The 16786-nt window shown below is 45.2% G+C and carries 15 protein-coding genes; 11 read left to right on the top strand and 4 right to left on the bottom strand.

Going from position 1 to position 16786, the window contains the following annotated elements; translation table 11 throughout:
* Positions 1–5: 5 nt before the first annotated feature.
* Positions 6–374: a VOC family protein gene (locus CEQ75_RS16335; protein WP_089612147.1), complete on the bottom strand. Its 369-nt coding sequence runs from the start codon at positions 372–374 to the stop codon at positions 6–8.
* A gap of 324 nt (positions 375–698) precedes the next feature.
* On the opposite strand from CEQ75_RS16335, the gene CEQ75_RS16330 reads away from it, so the two are divergent.
* The 4 genes from CEQ75_RS16330 to crcB all read left to right on the top strand — a co-directional run bounded on the left by CEQ75_RS16330 (position 699) and on the right by crcB (position 3226).
* Complete coding sequence (locus tag CEQ75_RS16330) at positions 699–1247, top strand: flavodoxin family protein (RefSeq protein ID WP_089612146.1); 549 nt, start codon at positions 699–701, stop codon at positions 1245–1247.
* A 77-nt stretch (positions 1248–1324) separates the two neighbouring features.
* On the top strand, positions 1325–1768 hold the full coding sequence (locus CEQ75_RS16325; RefSeq protein ID WP_089612145.1) for a VOC family protein: 444 nt from the start codon (positions 1325–1327) through the stop codon (positions 1766–1768).
* 201 nt (positions 1769–1969) lie between these two features.
* A complete protein-coding gene (locus tag CEQ75_RS16315) occupies positions 1970–2779 on the top strand; it encodes an MBL fold metallo-hydrolase (RefSeq protein WP_089612143.1) in 810 nt (269 codons plus the stop codon).
* A 57-nt stretch (positions 2780–2836) separates the two neighbouring features.
* Positions 2837–3226, top strand: coding sequence for a fluoride efflux transporter CrcB (crcB, locus tag CEQ75_RS16310; RefSeq protein ID WP_089612142.1), 390 nt, complete (start codon positions 2837–2839; stop codon positions 3224–3226).
* A gap of 23 nt (positions 3227–3249) precedes the next feature.
* Here the strand turns inward: crcB and CEQ75_RS16305 are convergent, their stop codons facing one another.
* Positions 3250–4908 carry a nucleoside kinase gene (locus CEQ75_RS16305; RefSeq protein ID WP_089612141.1) on the bottom strand — a complete coding sequence of 553 codons (1659 nt, stop codon included), beginning with the start codon at positions 4906–4908 and terminating at the stop codon, positions 3250–3252.
* Between the two features lie 235 nt (positions 4909–5143).
* Complete coding sequence (locus tag CEQ75_RS16300; RefSeq protein WP_089612140.1) at positions 5144–6628, bottom strand: CehA/McbA family metallohydrolase domain-containing protein; 1485 nt, start codon at positions 6626–6628, stop codon at positions 5144–5146.
* Between the two features lie 451 nt (positions 6629–7079).
* Here CEQ75_RS16300 and CEQ75_RS16295 point away from each other — a divergent pair, with 451 nt between their 5' ends.
* The 4 genes from CEQ75_RS16295 (at position 7080) to carB (ending at position 11574) form a co-directional block, all read left to right on the top strand.
* Positions 7080–7559: a DUF6530 family protein gene (locus CEQ75_RS16295; RefSeq protein ID WP_089612139.1), complete on the top strand. Its 480-nt coding sequence runs from the start codon at positions 7080–7082 to the stop codon at positions 7557–7559.
* A gap of 50 nt (positions 7560–7609) precedes the next feature.
* A complete protein-coding gene (locus CEQ75_RS16290) occupies positions 7610–7960 on the top strand; it encodes a GIY-YIG nuclease family protein (protein ID WP_089612138.1) in 351 nt (116 codons plus the stop codon).
* 27 nt (positions 7961–7987) lie between these two features.
* Positions 7988–8158, top strand: a complete 171-nt coding sequence (locus tag CEQ75_RS18750; protein ID WP_198306576.1) for a hypothetical protein — start codon at positions 7988–7990, stop codon at positions 8156–8158.
* A gap of 197 nt (positions 8159–8355) precedes the next feature.
* Positions 8356–11574: a carbamoyl-phosphate synthase large subunit gene (gene carB / locus CEQ75_RS16285; protein ID WP_089612137.1), complete on the top strand. Its 3219-nt coding sequence runs from the start codon at positions 8356–8358 to the stop codon at positions 11572–11574.
* A 233-nt stretch (positions 11575–11807) separates the two neighbouring features.
* On the opposite strand, the gene CEQ75_RS16280 is transcribed toward carB, so the two are convergent.
* Positions 11808–12419, bottom strand: coding sequence for a hypothetical protein (locus CEQ75_RS16280; RefSeq protein WP_198306575.1), 612 nt, complete (start codon positions 12417–12419; stop codon positions 11808–11810).
* 283 nt (positions 12420–12702) lie between these two features.
* Here CEQ75_RS16280 and CEQ75_RS16275 point away from each other — a divergent pair, with 283 nt between their 5' ends.
* From CEQ75_RS16275 to CEQ75_RS16265, 3 genes are read left to right on the top strand one after another with little or no spacing between them, the layout of a single operon-like run.
* Entirely contained in the window at positions 12703–15099 is a 2397-nt protein-coding gene (locus tag CEQ75_RS16275; RefSeq protein WP_089612136.1) for a glycyl radical protein, read from the top strand.
* Positions 15080–16063, top strand: coding sequence for a glycyl-radical enzyme activating protein (locus tag CEQ75_RS16270; protein WP_242965283.1), 984 nt, complete (start codon positions 15080–15082; stop codon positions 16061–16063). Before CEQ75_RS16275 ends, CEQ75_RS16270 begins: the two co-directional genes overlap by 20 nt.
* Positions 16063–16707 carry a GntR family transcriptional regulator gene (locus tag CEQ75_RS16265; RefSeq protein ID WP_089612135.1) on the top strand — a complete coding sequence of 215 codons (645 nt, stop codon included), beginning with the start codon at positions 16063–16065 and terminating at the stop codon, positions 16705–16707. The genes CEQ75_RS16270 and CEQ75_RS16265 overlap by 1 nt, the downstream gene beginning before the upstream one ends.
* Positions 16708–16786: the final 79 nt, after the last annotated feature.

Below are 16786 nucleotides of genomic sequence, written 5' to 3'. Positions count from 1 at the left end.
TTATATCAATCCTCCGGCAGAATCTCAATCCAGTAGCCGTCCGGATCATTGATAAAGTAAATGCCCATTTCCTGATTTTCATAGCAGATACAGCCCATTTTTTCATGATGTTCGTGGGCTTTTTGAAAGTCATCGACAGTTAAAGCCAGGTGGAATTCATTTTCTCCCAGGTCATAAGGTTCCGTTCGATCTCTAAGCCAAGTGAGTTCTAAGGTGTGGGAAGTGTTCCCATCACCCAGATAAATGAGGATAAAGGCACCGGTAGGTTCCTGATACCGTTTTACTTCGACCAGGTCTAAGGCTTTCTGATAAAAATTAAGGCTCTTTTCAAGATCCAAAACATTAATGTTATTGTGGGTGAATTTAAAGTTCATGGGTATCGGCCTCCATTCGTATTTGATCAAATTCCAAGACTCCCACTTCTATAAGTGAGCCCCGATGTTCAGCTTTAGCTGAACGAGTTCACTCATGATGGCATTCTCCAGGGACTAATCCAGGATGTCTTATGATGAAATAATAAGCAGAGACAAGGTGATCATCTCTATTGTATAATTAAAACAAGAAGTTCACAATGGGAAAACGGGAAAAATTGATCGGCTAAAATTTTATGCAAGACATTTAGTAAAATGCTTATGAAGTTACAAAAAAGCGTTAAGAATTTATTGATGCATAATATTTTTTTTGGAGGGAGATATACTATGAAAAAAAAGATTATTGTAATTACCGGAAGTCCACGTCGAAACGGAAACAGCTTTGCAATGACTGATGCTTTTATCAAAGCCGCCGAAGAAAAAGGTCACACCGTTACCCGTTTTGATGCCGGGTTAAGCAAAGTGGGTGGTTGTATCGCCTGTGATAAATGTTATAGCAAAGAGGGCAAAGCCTGTGTCTTTGATGATGATTTCAATAAGATTGCTCCCCTTATCGAAGATGCGGACGGAGTGATATTTACCGCACCATTATACTGGTATACTTTTCCTGGGCAGATTAAAAATTTTATTGACAAGATGTATTCCTTCATGATTGGTGAAAAAAACATTGCCGGCAAGGAATGCGGGCTGATTGTCTGTTGTGAAGAGCAGGATGCGTCCGCTATGGAGGGAATTCGCTTTTCCTATGAACGCAGCACATCCCTCATAAAGTGGAAATCCCTGGGTGAGGTTTTGGTTCCCGGTGTTTTACATCCCGGTGATGTGAAAAATACAGACGGCCTGCAAAAAGCGGCAGCTCTGGCTGATTCTTTCTAACTTGATCAAGACCCGGGCTAAAACTCTTGATATGGATTTTAGTCTTTCATAGAATGTCTGAATTGGAGGATGATACGATGGTTGGTGTTGAAATTGATATGGTTGTAACAGACAGCATCAAGGCACTGGCGCTTTATGAGAGTATTTTTGATGTGGTTCCCGTTGAGGTGACGAATTACGCGCAAGGTATGAACGAGGCAGTTTTTACTATGTATGGCACGAGGTTCCACCTGCTGGATGAAAATCCGGAGTACCAGTTGACTGCTCCTAAGGAAGGTGACGCAAAGCCCATGTGGGTCAACGTTCTGGTAGCGGACATCAAGGACACCTTTGGCAGAGCCATTGACGCCGGATGCTCGGAGGTTCAGCCTGTCACCGAACTTGCAGATTTTGGAGTGAGCAATGCCATATTTTCCGATCCCTTCGGCTACGTGTGGTTGCTTCACCAAATTCACCGCGAAGTCAGCTTCGAAGAGCGAAGCCGAATTTTTGAAGAGCAAATGAAAGCCGGAAAAGAATAATAATTGTAAGATATGTACAATTGGAAAGAAGGAAATGGAGGTTTTGCCCAAGTATGTTCCCCAAAAGGAGCATGCTTTTTTTAATCTTTATAAGCAGAGACAGATCAATCATTTCTATTGTATAATCAAAACAAGAAGATCACAATGGGAAATCATAAAAAATGATGGAGATGAGTTTTCTTTATATCGGGAGGTAAGGACGTGGATGAATTAATCGTTCTGGGAACAGGAAATGCCATGGTTACAAAATGTTATAATACCTGTTTTGCCCTTTGGGATCAGGAAGAGGATCAATATTTCTTATCGGATGCCGGGGGAGGAAACGGTATTCTAAGCCGTTTTGCCGGTGGTTTACTTGATGCCAAAAAACTGCATCACGCTTTTATTACCCACAAACATACAGACCATATGTTCGGGATTTTTTGGGTGATGCGTGAGATTGCGGGACATATTTTTGACCAATCTTATCAGGGAAATTTTTATATTTATTGTCATGAAGAACTGGCAAAAACCATTACCGCAATTTGCTCTTTAACTCTTTCTGACCGGGTGAATGCTTTATTTGGTGAACGCATTCTGATTCTCCCTGTGCAGGATGGGGAGACGAAAGAAGTGTTTGGTAATCAGGTGACCTTTTTTGATCTGGGCGCACGGAAATGCCTGCAATACGGTTTTACGATCAGCTTAAAAAATAGCAAGCGACTGACTTTTTTAGGAGATGAACCTTATCGAGCCTCAAGTCATCAGTATGTCCAGGAGTGTGATTGGCTCCTGGCGGAAGCCCTCTGTCTGGCCGCCCATGGAGAACGTTACCGTCCTTGGGAGATTGAGCATTCCACGGTGGTTGAAGTTTGTCAGATGGCTGAAGAACATGGGGTGAAAAATCTGGTCTTATGGCATACGGAAGATGATCACCTGGATCGGCGAAAAGAACTGTATACTCAGGAAGGAAGAGGATATTTTTCCGGCCGGATTTTTGTCCCTGATGATTTAGAAAGGATTCGCTTATAGATCCTGATTCCAAAAATTCTCTTATTCAATAGGCAGCGGGGTGGTGTACTGTCATATATGAACAACATTTACTTGTTAATTGCAGCGGGAGGTGCCTGCGGTGCCGTCGCGAGATATGTGGTATCCGGCTGGATCAATGGAAAATATCCCCAGTATTTTCCCTATAGCACCTTTTTTGTTAATCTGAGCGGGTGTTTTTTGTTAGGCTTATTTTATACCTTGTCATTGGAAAGGTTAGGCAACAGTCCCCAGCTTAAAACCATGATTACGGTAGGGTTTTTAGGTGCCTTCACCACCTTCTCCACCTTTAGCTTGGAGGGACTGAATCTGCTCAAAGAGGGAAAAGTAATGCTCTGTTTTCTGTATGTGGGATTAAGTGTGTTTCTGGGCATTTTAGCGCTCTGGATTGGCATGGGGGTAGCTGGTTTTCTCAATAAATTAGCCTGAAGGGGAAAAAGAAAATCTTGCTTTTAATTATAAAAGCAAGATTTTCCGATGAATTCCCTAAGGATGGAGTTTAAGGGTATTTCCGCATCTTCCACCGGTTCAAAGAAAGAGAGGAGCCGCATCAAACGACGTGCTTGGCTGTATTCAGGCATATCTGGACTGATGGTTTCCAATAAAGGGGTGGCGAAGGTGCGAAAAACAGCCGGTTCATAGATCAGTACGGAATTAAACATAATGTCGGCTTCTTCCGAGAAAGGAAAGATGTTCCTATTTTCTCCCAACTGTACCGAAGGCCAAACCTGCAGAGTATGGGAAGCATCATGACTGCGAAATTGGCTGTCCCGTACAATCCGCCTGATCAAACGTGTATCCGTAGAGGGGGTGCGGCTGTGCTGGTCAATGGCGATGGGGGTTAAGGGGCTGATATAGATTTTGACTTTATGCTGTTTGGGCACAGAAATGGTCAGTTGTTCGTTTAGACCATGGAGTCCTTCAATGATCAGCAGCTGTCTTTTGTCAATCCGGACTTTTCGTCCGGAGGGAAGCTGTTTTCCCGTGGGAAAATCGAAACGGGGCGGCTCAATTTCCTCCCCTTTGAGCAAGCGGCTCACATGGTTGTTAAGCAGATCCACATCTACCACATCCAGGGATTCAAGATCCGGATCATCGTTGATTTCAGCCAGCTTTTCCCGATCAATAAAATAATCATCGATGGACATGCGAATGGTACTGATGCCCAGCACTTTTAACTGAATACTTAGCCGTTGGATAAAAGTGGTTTTCCCAGAAGAAGTGGGACCGGCAACCATGATGATGCGCAAACGGTTTTTATTAGCAAAAATATGGTCGGCAATTTCGGCTATTTTTTTTTCGTGCAGGGCTTCAGACATTAGAATAACCTGATTGATCTCTCCATCCCGGATAAACTTATTCAGTCGGGCGGCATAATCACATTCTACGATCTCGGCCCAGTGCTTGGCCTCCTGGAACACTTTCTCCAGTTTAGGCATTTCTACATAAGTAGGCAGCTGATAAGGAGCCTCCTTCAGAGGGTAACGCAGGATCATGCCCGGGGGGTAATATTTCAACTCAAAGGTTTTTAAATAGCCGGTGCTGGGTACCATGGTACTGTGATGATAACCGTATCTCTCGCCGCAAAAATACATGGTCACGGTTTTCCGATTTAATTGTTTCATTAGATCAACTTTGGTTTGATCCCCGATTTCTTCATAAAGCTGAATTGCTTTTTCCAAGGGGATGATTCTTTTGACAATCGGCCGGTCTTCTGCCACGATTTCCCGCATTCTTTGCCCCAAGGCTTCCACATCCTCTTTTGTGGTGGGATATTCTAATCGACATTCACAGTATAGTCCTTTGCTTAAAGAATGTTCTACTGTGACCTGACCCGTCGGGAAAAGATCCTGGGCAGCGATGACCATCAGATAAATCAGACTGTACTGATAAACCTTGTTGCCCAGTTGTGAAGTCAAATCAAAATACTCAAGAGAACAGTCTTCTTCCAACCGGGTAGCCATATCCTTTAGATCATTATTAATCACAGCCGCCACGATCGGAGTTTTAAAAGCGGTGGCAAATTCCCTGCTGATTTCCATTAGGGAGGTGCCCTTTTCATAAAGCTTGGTTTTTCCACTTATGAATCTAACATTAATCATTTCCGCCATTTTATGATCACCTCGCTATAGTATTATACTCCGCAGTTAGATGTTATATTGATGGGTGAGATTTTATTCAGATAATATAACATTAGCCATGCACTGAGTAAATACCTGCTAAAAGAAGAAAACTCTGACACGGTTTTTTAAAATAGGTAAGTTGCTATGATCAAAAAAACCGCCGCTCCAGAGTTTGCGGCTCTGGAAACGGCGGTTTTCCTGCTATCGAAGAATTTGATGGCGATTATTTCCCCGGATTGATTACTACCGGTGCACTCTTTTCCATGATTGTGTTATCCTCTGCATACATCACGCATACGAAATATTCCTTTTCGTTTTTCAAGCCTTTGATATGTACGCCTTTGGAATTAAAATTTACATTGCTGTAAGGAGCAAAGGTCCCTTCTTCTCCGCTTTCAGAGAGACAGACAACATAACCCTTGCCATTGGCGGAACGAATATCAAAATTCACATTAGCCTGTTTGTTGCCATTATCAACGCTGCTGATTTCAATCTCTTCCGTATTATCTGTTACGCTGAAAGGCTGGGTGAAAGCAATTCCTGTGTCGTTCTTTAACTGTGCCCGTACGTAGCTATTAATCTCATTCTCATAATCGTTCAGGTCAAGGGTTTCACCCGTTGCGATAACAACACCGTCGGCAATCCACTCAATCTCATCATAATCATCTCCGTCGATTACGATGGCATTGTCTTCTTCGATTACTTCGATGTTGGAAATGCTAGGTGTATCCTGCTCAAGTAAATATAAGGTGTTAGTATTACCACTGCCCGGCATGGCGTCTCCGTTAGGTAAGGTGGCATTGATGCCATCAGGACGGGAGACACGGCTTACTGCATAAAAGGCGCCGTTTTCCATGGCTGTTCTGGTATCTTCCTGAGAAAGGGAAGGCATCAGCATCATATTCCAGGAATATCCGGTGGCGTTAAGGCTGTGGGTATCATCGTTAGAGAAGCCCCAAACAAAGCGGCCTTCAGGCATCATTTCTTTCAGAATATTATCCCAAAGAACTCGGTCGCTTCTGGATTCATTATCGATTTTGTTGACGATTTCCATACCGACGCAGGAATCATACGCAGCAAAGAGATCAACATATTTCTGGATCGTTGCAGGGTTATTGGAAGCAGCGATTCCTTTTTCACCACCTGCGCTGCCGCCGGTATATCTGCCGGGATGGTTAATATGAGTGATCCCGCCCAGGTTTTCCACGGTTTCATTAGTGCTGGCCATGGTGGCGCCAGAGTTGTTATTAAAATCTGCCCAGAAGGAATTGATATGATCCGTTCTGGATTGCTCGTTGGAATTGTAAATATCGATCATACCTTTGCCGTCACGGTCTACACCTGCGATAATTTCATCATATCTTGCTTTATCCATGGGACCTTTAGCAGTCTGATCCCAGCTTTTGGTGAGATAATTGTGATCGGTCATAGCAAGAATATCAAAACCTTTAGCATAGTGATCTTCAACCATGTCTTTGGTCAGATTGCCGCCGTCGGAATTAGTGGAGTGGGCATGGAAATCAGCTTTGTATTGGCCGAATTCTTCCCAGTCTACATTTTCATAAGGACTGACGATGGTGTAGCTTCTTTCATACTCTGTGCCTTGCAGTGAGCCTGCAGCAAATACCGGTGCACTAATGGCATTAATTCCAAAAGTAACTGCCATCAGAAGTGATGCAACTTTGACACTTGTCTTCTTGATTTTCATGTAAATCCCCCTTGTTTTTAATTTGAACATTTTATGCTCAAATTCATCTTATCATAGCATTGCTAATTTTTAATTAAGGAAAGGTAAAATATACTTTATCTATTATTTCTCCCGGTATGGGCACATAAAAACCTCGCATCCTTTGGTTAGATTGACATTCCCAAGAGATCTGAGTTTTTGGGTGATACTTCACATGTAAATTTTGTTAAGCAAAAGGTAAATTTGACGGGATTTTTCATGGAACAGGAATGTCACCAAATATGTGGGGAATAACGGACGCTGAGTTCCTGATTGGTTCAACTAAATATTAGATTTTTTATAATTGACAAAAATGCTGATTAGTAATATACTAATTTATAAACCTAGTAAATTAATAGATGAAAGGGTAGCCCATTGATTGATAGTTTCATAGATTGATGCATTAATCGGGGCCATTATTGGAGGGGAAAAAGTGAAAATACCAACGACTTTGAAGCATAAACCGGTTATTGTCGCCGATAACTACGAAAATGTCGACGGCAGAAATGCCTATCATTCTGATGCCAAAGGAATATCACTGGGATTGGCACAGTGGAATGACCGGGGCAAGGTAGATATTTCGGCCAAAATATGGCGGCATACGGGGGAAAAGTGGTCCCGGCAGTCGGAAGAAATGCCTTTACATCGAGTACTTGATCTGGCAATTTTCCTTTGCCGGGCGAAAATGCATTTTCAAGATGCTTATCGCTTTGAAAAATTATATGACCCTGAAAATCCCATAATCGATAGGATTGGTTTGCAGGGTGACGCTATGACCGTGGCCGTGTGCACGGACAATGAAAAAATCGATGAAGATATTAAATTATTCAGCCAGGCTTTGAGTAATGATGACGAACTCCTTGGGGAGCGGCTCAGGGCATTATCAAGAATCTTAAAAGAAATGGGATATTAGTTAGTCAAACCGGTGATGTAAATAAGATGATAAGAATGAAGGGGCATGCGATGGATCGAAAAAAAGAACTAAAAATGCAGTATAAAGAAATGAAACCTCCCATGGGTATGATGATGATTCATTCCCACCTTAGCAACAAGTGTTATATCGAAGGTGTGCAAAATGCGGCGGCCAAAATCAATCGTTATCGGTTTCAATTGACAGCCGGCTCCCACCCGAACCAAGGCTTGCAAAAGGATTGGAAGGAGCATGGTGAAGAAAACTTCACCATGGAGATCCTGGAGTATCTGCCTTATGATAAAGATGAATCTAAAACCGATTACTCGGAGGATTTAGCAATATTACAAATGACCTGGGAAGAAAAACTACGCCAAAAGGGCTGGGAATTTTACCAAAAATGATCATTGGTTAAAGAAAGGTGGTTCAAAATGAGCAGGGCTTTCGTCAGTGAAAACGATGGCTGGCGCCGATGTGTCAAATATATGGAGGATTGTATGATGGCAGACGAACAAGGTAATTGTGTGCTGGATCATTGCCGTCAACATCCGGAAAAAGAGAAGCAGGAAGAAAATCTTTCCCGCAAGGAAAAACCGAATTAAGCTTATTTCTGACACAGTATCAGTCCCAGCTGAATGGATTGATGCTGTGTATTTTTTTAAAAGCCCGGATTTACTCTTGCAATTGTGGGCTATGAAAAACTTGTTGAATTTTATCGATTTAACATTGTAAAAATAGAAAAAAAGCTATATACTACAATATTAGAGCGGTAGAGAATATATGAAATGAGGGAACGACTATGCCAAAACGATTAGATATTGATAAGATTTTGATCATTGGTTCCGGACCGATCATTATCGGTCAAGCTTGCGAATTTGATTACTCAGGTACACAAGCATGCAAAGCCCTCAGGAAATTAGGTTATAAAATCGTGTTGGTAAATTCCAATCCGGCCACTATTATGACCGACCCTGCCATGGCGGATGCCACCTATATCGAACCCCTGAATGTGAAAAGGTTAACAGCTATTATCGAAAAAGAGCGACCGGATGCTTTACTGCCTAATTTAGGCGGACAATCTGCCCTCAATCTATGTATGGAGCTTTCGAAACAGGGTGTTCTGGAAGCTAATGGTGTGAAAGTAATTGGTGTCCAGGTGGATGCCATTGAACGAGGCGAAGACCGGATCATTTTTAAAGAAACCATGAATAAACTGGGCATTGAGATGCCAAAAAGTGAACCTGCTTACTCTGTGGAGGAAGCGGAAAAAATCGCAGACCGGCTGGGTTACCCGGTGGTTATCCGCCCTGCCTATACCATGGGGGGCACCGGCGGCGGCCTGGTTTATAACATTGAAGAATTAAGAACAGTAGCCAACCGGGGTATTGCCGCCAGCATGGTGGGACAGATACTGGTAGAAGAATCTGTTCTGGGCTGGGAAGAGTTGGAACTGGAAGTAGTGCGTGATGCCAAAAATCAAATGATTACCGTTTGTTTCATCGAAAATATTGATCCCATCGGTGTCCATACCGGGGATTCTTTTTGTGCTGCCCCCATGCTGACTATCAGCAGGGAACTGCAGGAACGGATGCAAAAATATGCTTATGATATTGTGGAAGCCATCGAGGTGATTGGCGGCACCAACGTCCAATTTGCCCATGATCCCAAGACGGATCGAATCGTGGTTATTGAAATTAACCCCCGGACCTCCCGCTCCTCTGCCCTGGCCTCCAAGGCTACCGGCTTTCCCATCGCTTTTGTTTCCGCCCTTCTGGCCGTTGGCTTAACCCTGGATGAGATTCCTTATTGGCGGGAAGGGACTTTGGATCAATATACCCCTTCCGGAGACTATGTGGTAATTAAGTTTGCCCGCTGGGCCTTTGAAAAATTTAAGGGTGTAGAAGATAAATTAGGCACCCAGATGAAAGCTGTCGGGGAAGTGATGAGCATTGGCAAGAATTACAAGGAAGCTTTTCAAAAAGCAATTCGCTCCCTGGAAATCGGCCGTTACGGACTGGGTTTTGCCAAGGACTTTCATGAGCTCTCCTTAGAAGAGTTACTGAACCGCTTGGCGGAACCCTCCAGTGAACGGCATTTCCTTATGTATGAGGCTTTACGTAAGGGCGCCGATATTGAAGAACTGCAGCGTCTGACCTTTGTAAAAAAATGGTTCATCGAAGAAATGCAAGCCTTGGTTCTTCTGGAGGAGGAGCTGCTTCAATACAAAAATAGCCGCCTTCCTGATGATCTTTTGGTTCGCGCCAAGAAAGACGGCTTTGCCGACCGTTATCTGGCGGCCATCCTGGAACTGCCGGAAAAGGAAATCCGTGACCGGCGCATTGCTTTAGGCGTTACGGAAGGCTGGGAGGCGGTGCCGGTGAGCGGGGTAGAGAATACCTATTATTACTTTTCCACTTATAATGCACCGGATCAGACCCAGGTCAGTGACCGGCAAAAAGTGATGATTTTAGGCGGCGGCCCCAATCGGATCGGTCAAGGGATTGAGTTTGACTATTGCTGTGTTCATGCCGCTCTTGCCCTCAGGGAAATGGGTTACGAAACCATTATTGTCAACTGTAATCCGGAAACCGTATCCACGGATTATGATACCTCAGATAAATTATATTTTGAACCCCTTACGGTAGAGGATGTTTTAAGCATTTACCGCAAGGAAAACCCCATTGGGATTATTGTGCAATTTGGCGGACAGACTCCTTTGAATATTGCCGGGGAATTAGCCCGGGAAGGGGTACGCATTTTAGGTACTTCTCTGCAATCCATTGATTTGGCAGAAGACCGGGATATGTTCAAAATGGCCATGGAAAAATTAAACATTCCCATGCCGGAGGCGGGGATGGCGGGCAACCTGGAAGAAGCCTTAACCATTGCTCGTAAGATTGGTTATCCTGTAATGGTACGCCCTTCCTATGTGTTAGGCGGACGGGGCATGGAGTGCATTTACAATGAGGAAATGCTGCGCCGTTATATCAGCGGAGCTGAAAATCTGTCTTCAGACAATCCGATTTTAATTGATAAGTTTTTGGAACATGCCATTGAATCAGAAGCTGATGCCATTTCTAACGGCACGGAGGCTTTTGTGCCCACAGTGATGGAGCATGTGGAGTACGCAGGCATTCATTCCGGTGATTCCGCTTGTGTGATTCCTCCCATCACGATCCCTGAAAAGCACTTAAAGACGATCAATGAATATACCGAAAAAATTGCCATTGAGTTAAATGTTGTGGGTCTGATGAACATTCAATACGCTATCTATCAGGATCAGGTTTATGTGCTGGAAGCCAATCCCAGAGCCTCCCGTACTGTGCCTTTGGTCTCCAAGGTATGCAATATTTCCATGGTACCCATTGCCACGGAGATCATGATGGCTGAGGCACGAGGTGAAAAATACGATGTGACCGCTTTAAAGGCCAGGAAGATTCCTCATTTTGGGGTCAAAGAAACGGTCTTCCCCTTTAATATGTTTCCGGAAGTCGATCCTTTACTGGGGCCAGAGATGCGCTCTACCGGAGAGGTTTTAGGTTTGGCCGATTCTTTCGGCATGGCTTTCTATAAGGCTCAGGAAGCTACCCAGAGCTCCTTGCCTACAGAAGGCACGGTGCTGATCAGTGTACGGAATGAGGATAAAGCAGATGTGTTGGATGCTGCCCGAAAATTTGCCGAATTAGGTTTTGAGATTAAGGCTACAGAAGGAACTTATCGTTTTCTGATCGAAAACAACATTCCCGCCGCAATGATCAAAAAATTATTCGAAGGCCGGCCCAACATTCTGGACAGTATTACCAATGGGGAGATTCATTTTATTATTAACACCCCCACCGGGGAAGTAGGGCAAAAGGATGATTCCTACATGAGGAAGGCTGCGATTAAGCATCATGTACCTTATATGACCACCATTGCCGCGGGCAAGGCCAGCGCAGCTGGGATTGAAGCCTTTCTTGAAGCCCGGGACAATACCGCACCCAAGAGTCTCCAGGAATATCACGGGGATATAAAGTGATAGAGTGAACTCGTTCAGCTAAAGCTGGACATCGGGGCTTCAGATGGGGAATCTACCCCACCTGAGGTAAAATAGGAACTCCCACTTATAGAAATGGGAGTCTTGGAATTTGATAAATAGCTAAAGCTAACCAATGTCTTAAATAAAACCGTCGTAACAGAACCAGCAGGTATCTGTAGAGGCGGTTTTCTTATCTCATGGCGGCAGCTTTCATTGATTTTCGTTCCATATATTTAAGTCTGCCTGCAGCCTGGAACGCTGGCTGTTACTGTTTGATCTCCCTGATCTGCTATCGGAGCGGCCGCTGGAGGACAAAGGCTATCGTTTCCTCGTAAAGGAATAGAAAACTGCCTTTGATGATGATTAATTTTGTGGGATAAATTTCGTGGGTTAAACAGTTCTTCATCTCCCAGACGGACGGCTAGAAATGTTTTTGTGGTGCCAAAGGCCACATGGGAAAGAAAGTTTGCCACGGCATCTTTGGGGCTAACCGGGAAAATGTGGGTTGCTCCTAAATGTGACGCCACCCCGTATAGGGATGTCCATTCCGCTGCCCCCAGACCGCCTCCCTTTAAAAGGTAGTGATCCTTTCCCATAAAGGAGAGCCAATAGACACAGGTGACACCCAGTCCGGCGGCAATCATATGATCGGCAATTTCACCAACCACTTTGCCATAAGGTTTGGAGATTTGATGTTTTTTAAGAAATATACCGGCGGCGGTTTTTCTTCCGCTACTATTTGAAAACCCGATTTTAATAAAATAGTTTTCCAGGATGCGTTTGCTGATATTGCCTCCTAAGCCGCAAATAATACCTAAAGCAAATCTGTCCTTTATTTTTTTCATATCATTTCACCCTAATCCTTTGATAGAGTTTATTTTCTCCCAGAGACAAGGATTTATCCGAGAACTAATTGTCACTATTACCCACGAAAGATGACTTGCAGAGAGTGACAAATATGATCATTCATCTTTCTGAACCAAAGAAAAATAATCAAAATGAGATTATATTGAAAAAATATTTTTCATATGTTATTATGCATTTGGGATCCCAAAATAAATATGGGCTCCGTTATGATACATAAAATAATAAACCTGGTAAGTTTAAATATTCTGGGAGGTGTCCATAATGACAGAGTCCATTGAAAACCCCTCATATATGAAGCGTATTAATCGTTTGAAAGAAAGAGTCCTTCATACCCGGCCGGAAATGGATTTGGAAAATGCCCGTATTCTCACTGCAGGCTTTCAGGAAGCAGGAGGGGAGCCCCTGGTGTTACAGAAGGCCAGGGCTTTTCGCCGGCAATGCCGGGAAAAGACGGTGACCATCTGGGAGGACGAACTGATTGTGGGCTGTTCCGGCAGCAAGCTGCGGGGAGGTATTTTGTGTGCCGATACTTGCTGGTCCGTGTTAAATGATGAACTGGATACCATCAGTGCACGGCGCTATGATCCTTTTGAATTGAAGGAGGAGGATCGGAAAATTTTCGAGGAAGAAATCCGTCCATATTGGAGAGGACGTTCCAACTATGAGGAATGGCTGGCTCAAATCCCCGAGGATACCCGGGAATTACGGGATCACGGGGTAATCTACATTGACCGGAAAGCGGTGCGCGGCTTTGGTGAAACGACAGCCGGCTACGAGTGGCTGATCCGGGAGGGGATTACCGGGATTGTCCAAAAAATAGATATCCGCCAGGCTCAATTTGACCTGACCCGCCCCGGGGATTACGAAAAGGATTATTATTTACAATCTCTGCGGATTGTTGCGGAAGGGATTATGGATTTGGCGGAGCGATATGCCACAGCAGCGGAAAGATTAGCCCCTTCAGAGCAAGATCCTAAGCGCAAGGAAGAACTGGAGGAGATCGCCCGGGTGTGCCGCTGGGTGCCGGCGTTTCCTGCCCGTACCTTCCGGGAAGCCATACAGTCTTTGTATTTTTATCAAATATGTATTTTTATGGAACAAAATGCCGCCAGCTATAATCCGGGACGCATGGATCAATATCTCTGGCCCTATTATCAGGCAGATCTGAAGGCCGGACGTATTACCCCGGAGCAGGCCCAGGAGCTTCTGGATTGTTTATGGGTAAAATTCAGCGAGCCTTGTCTTTTCCAGGATGCGATCACCGCGGAGTTTGCCGCAGGTTACCCCATGTTTCAAAATGTCTGCGTCGGGGGCGTGGACGGAACCGGACGGGATGCGGTGAATGATCTGTCCTATATGATGCTCCAGGCCACCATGGATGTGCAGTTATATCAACCCTCCCTGTCAGTACGTTATAGTCTGGCCAAGAACCCCACTGCCTTTTTGCGCAAGGTCGTGGAATTAATCAGCTTGGGCACGGGATTCCCCGCCTTTCACAATGATGATATGGGAATTCGCATGATTATGAACAAAGGGGTACCTCTAAAAGAAGCCTTTGATTGGAACCCCTGCGGCTGCGTAGAGACTAATTTGGAAGGGCGCATGCGTCAATACACAGCTTTGGCGGATATTAATTTGGGGAGCATGGTGGAATTTGCCCTTCTAAATGGGCAAAACAGGAAGAGCGGCCAAACGATTTCCTGCTGCACCGGGGATGCCGCCCGGTTTGAAACTTATCAGGAGTTTCTGGAGGCGCTGAAAAGTCAAATCGCTTATGCTGTCCGGGCAGTGGTAAAAGGAAGTCATGTCATCGATGAAATCTGTATGAATCGTCCTGTCCCTGCCCTGTCCCTGACCTTCAAAGATTGTATTGAAAAGTGTCAGGATTACGCCTGGGGAGGCGCTAAATACAATGTGGGCAATGGCATTATTTTAATTGGCGTAGCGGATTTGATCAATAGTGTGGCCGCGGTACGGCATCTTGTTTATGAAACCAAGCAGATGACCATGGAGGAACTTTTAACTGCTCTCGATCAGGATTTTGCAGGGCGTGGGGATCTTTTAAAACTCTGCCTGGATGCTCCCAAATATGGCAATGATGATCCCATGGTTGATGATCTGGCGGGGGATCTCCTCACCTTTATCGCGGACGAAATTGAAAAATACAGCAGCAAATTCGGCCGGATGACACCAGGCATTTTGCCTGTTTCCGGAAATACCCCTTTTGGCTTGGAGGTGGGTGCTCTACCTTCCGGACGCCGTGCCTGGAAGCCTTTGGCGGACGGGGTCAGCCCCAGCGGAGGGACTGATGTCAACGGGCCCAGCGGGGTGTTGAAATCCGTTGCCAATATTCCCCATGACCGTTTTGTTCAGGGGACTCTTTTAAATATGAAGGTGGAACCGGCCATGCTTGCTACAGAAAACGGCATTACTCAGATGATGGCCCTCCTCAAGAGCATGTGCAGCCTGGGGGTTTATCATGTGCAGTTCAATGTCATTGACCAGAAAAAACTGATTCAGGCCCAGAAAAATCCGGAGGCTTATCGGGGTCTTTTGGTGCGGGTGGCCGGATATACCGCCTACTTTGTGGAATTGGGCAAAGACGTTCAGGATGATATCATCGGACGTACGGTGCAGCATGGAATCTCAGTGGGGTGATGGGATGAAGGATGATTTGTCGCTTATGGGTACAGTGCTTAGAATTGAGCGCACCTCCATTCATGACGGAGCAGGACTCCGCACAGTGCTGTTTTTAAAAGGCTGTCCCCTGCAATGCTCCTGGTGCTCCACCCCGGAATCCCAATGCCGGGCGCCGGAAAAAGGATACGACGCAGGACGCTGCATGGGATGCGGTCGTTGTGTTGCCTCCTGTCCCGCCGGAGCTCTGCATTTAAGTTCAGAGGTATCAAAGGTGTCAAAGGTGTCAGTTGATCAGACCAAATGCAGTCGTTGTTTTCTTTGTGTCGTCAAATGCCCCCATAGGGCCTGGAAGCAATATGGGAGCATTATGACTGTTGAAGAAGTTATTAAAGAAATCTCCAAGGATGAAATTTTCTTTTTCCACTCCGGAGGCGGGGTAACCGTCAGCGGAGGTGAAGCTTTAAGTCAGGTTGATTTTACGGCAGCGGTGCTCAGGGCGTGTGGAAGACGGGGCATTCCTGCCGCCTTGGAAACCAGCTGTTATGCTCCCTGGGGCGAAATGGAAAAGATCCTGCCCTTCCTGCAGAACCTCTATGTAGACTTAAAGCTGATGGATCGTGATCTTCATCAGCAATGGGTGGGTGTGGATAATAGCCTGATTCTGGACAATATCCGGCGCATTGATCAGTCTTCCCATCCCGTGGAAATCATGGTGCGTATTCCTCTGATCCCGGGTCTTAACGATTCTGATGATAATCTGGCAGCAACAGGAGCATTTTGCCGCTCCCTCAAAAAACTTAAAGGGATCGAGATCCTGCCCTATCATCGTTTAGGCAAGGAGACCTACAGCCATTTGGGCCGGGACTACGCTTTCAAGAAGTTGCTGCCTCCCTCACCGGCATGGATTTTGGAGCGGGCCGGATTTCTTGCGGGGCAGAAACCGGGGGTACCGGTATATGTGAACGGAAATGAGGTAGCTTGATGGATAATCATCAATCTTTGTCTGAGATGGCCTATGATAATATTAAGAGAAAAATATTAAATCTGACCTATGCTCCCGGCTCTTTTCTCACGGAAGCGAAGCTGGCAGAAGAACTGAAGACCAGCCGCATGCCGGTGCGTATGGCGGTGCATCGTTTGCAAATCGAGGGCTGGATTGTCGCTGATTTTCGCAAAAAAATGCGCGTCAAGGAAATCACCCGTCAGGATGTCCTGGAGATTTTTCAATTACGCAGTTTATTGGAGGAAAATGCTTTAAAAATGATCTTTGATCAGGAAAAGACCTGGGAGTATGCTCATCGCATTGAGGAGAAAGTAGTGCGGATGAAGGCAGCTCAGCGGGATCCATACGAATGGGAACGGGCAGATACGGAAATGCATATGGAGATTGTCAGCATCTATGGAAATGAGCGCATTAACCGTATTTATCGGGGGAATCAGGATGAATTGATCCGCATTGGCATTAACGCCCAAAAGGAAACAGGCTATGTCAGGGAGGTTCTGGAGGCCCTGTATCAATTTGTGGAAGCGATCCGGGAGGAACGCTTCCTGGAAGCCCTGGATATTTTGCGGCGGGATCACCTGGAAGCTGGTCGGGAAATGGCCCTAAGTAAAATTATGGGGTAATTTAATGCCAATTTAATACTTGAAATTCATTAGGAAACTTGGCTTACGCCAAGCCTCTGGCGACGGCGGAAGCCGTAGT

Origin of the sequence: Dehalobacterium formicoaceticum, assembly GCF_002224645.1 — a bacterium.
GTDB classification, from domain to species: domain Bacteria; phylum Bacillota; class Dehalobacteriia; order Dehalobacteriales; family Dehalobacteriaceae; genus Dehalobacterium; species Dehalobacterium formicoaceticum.
Note: the sequence above shows the minus strand (reverse complement) of the source record. Positions and strands in the feature narration are given on the sequence as shown.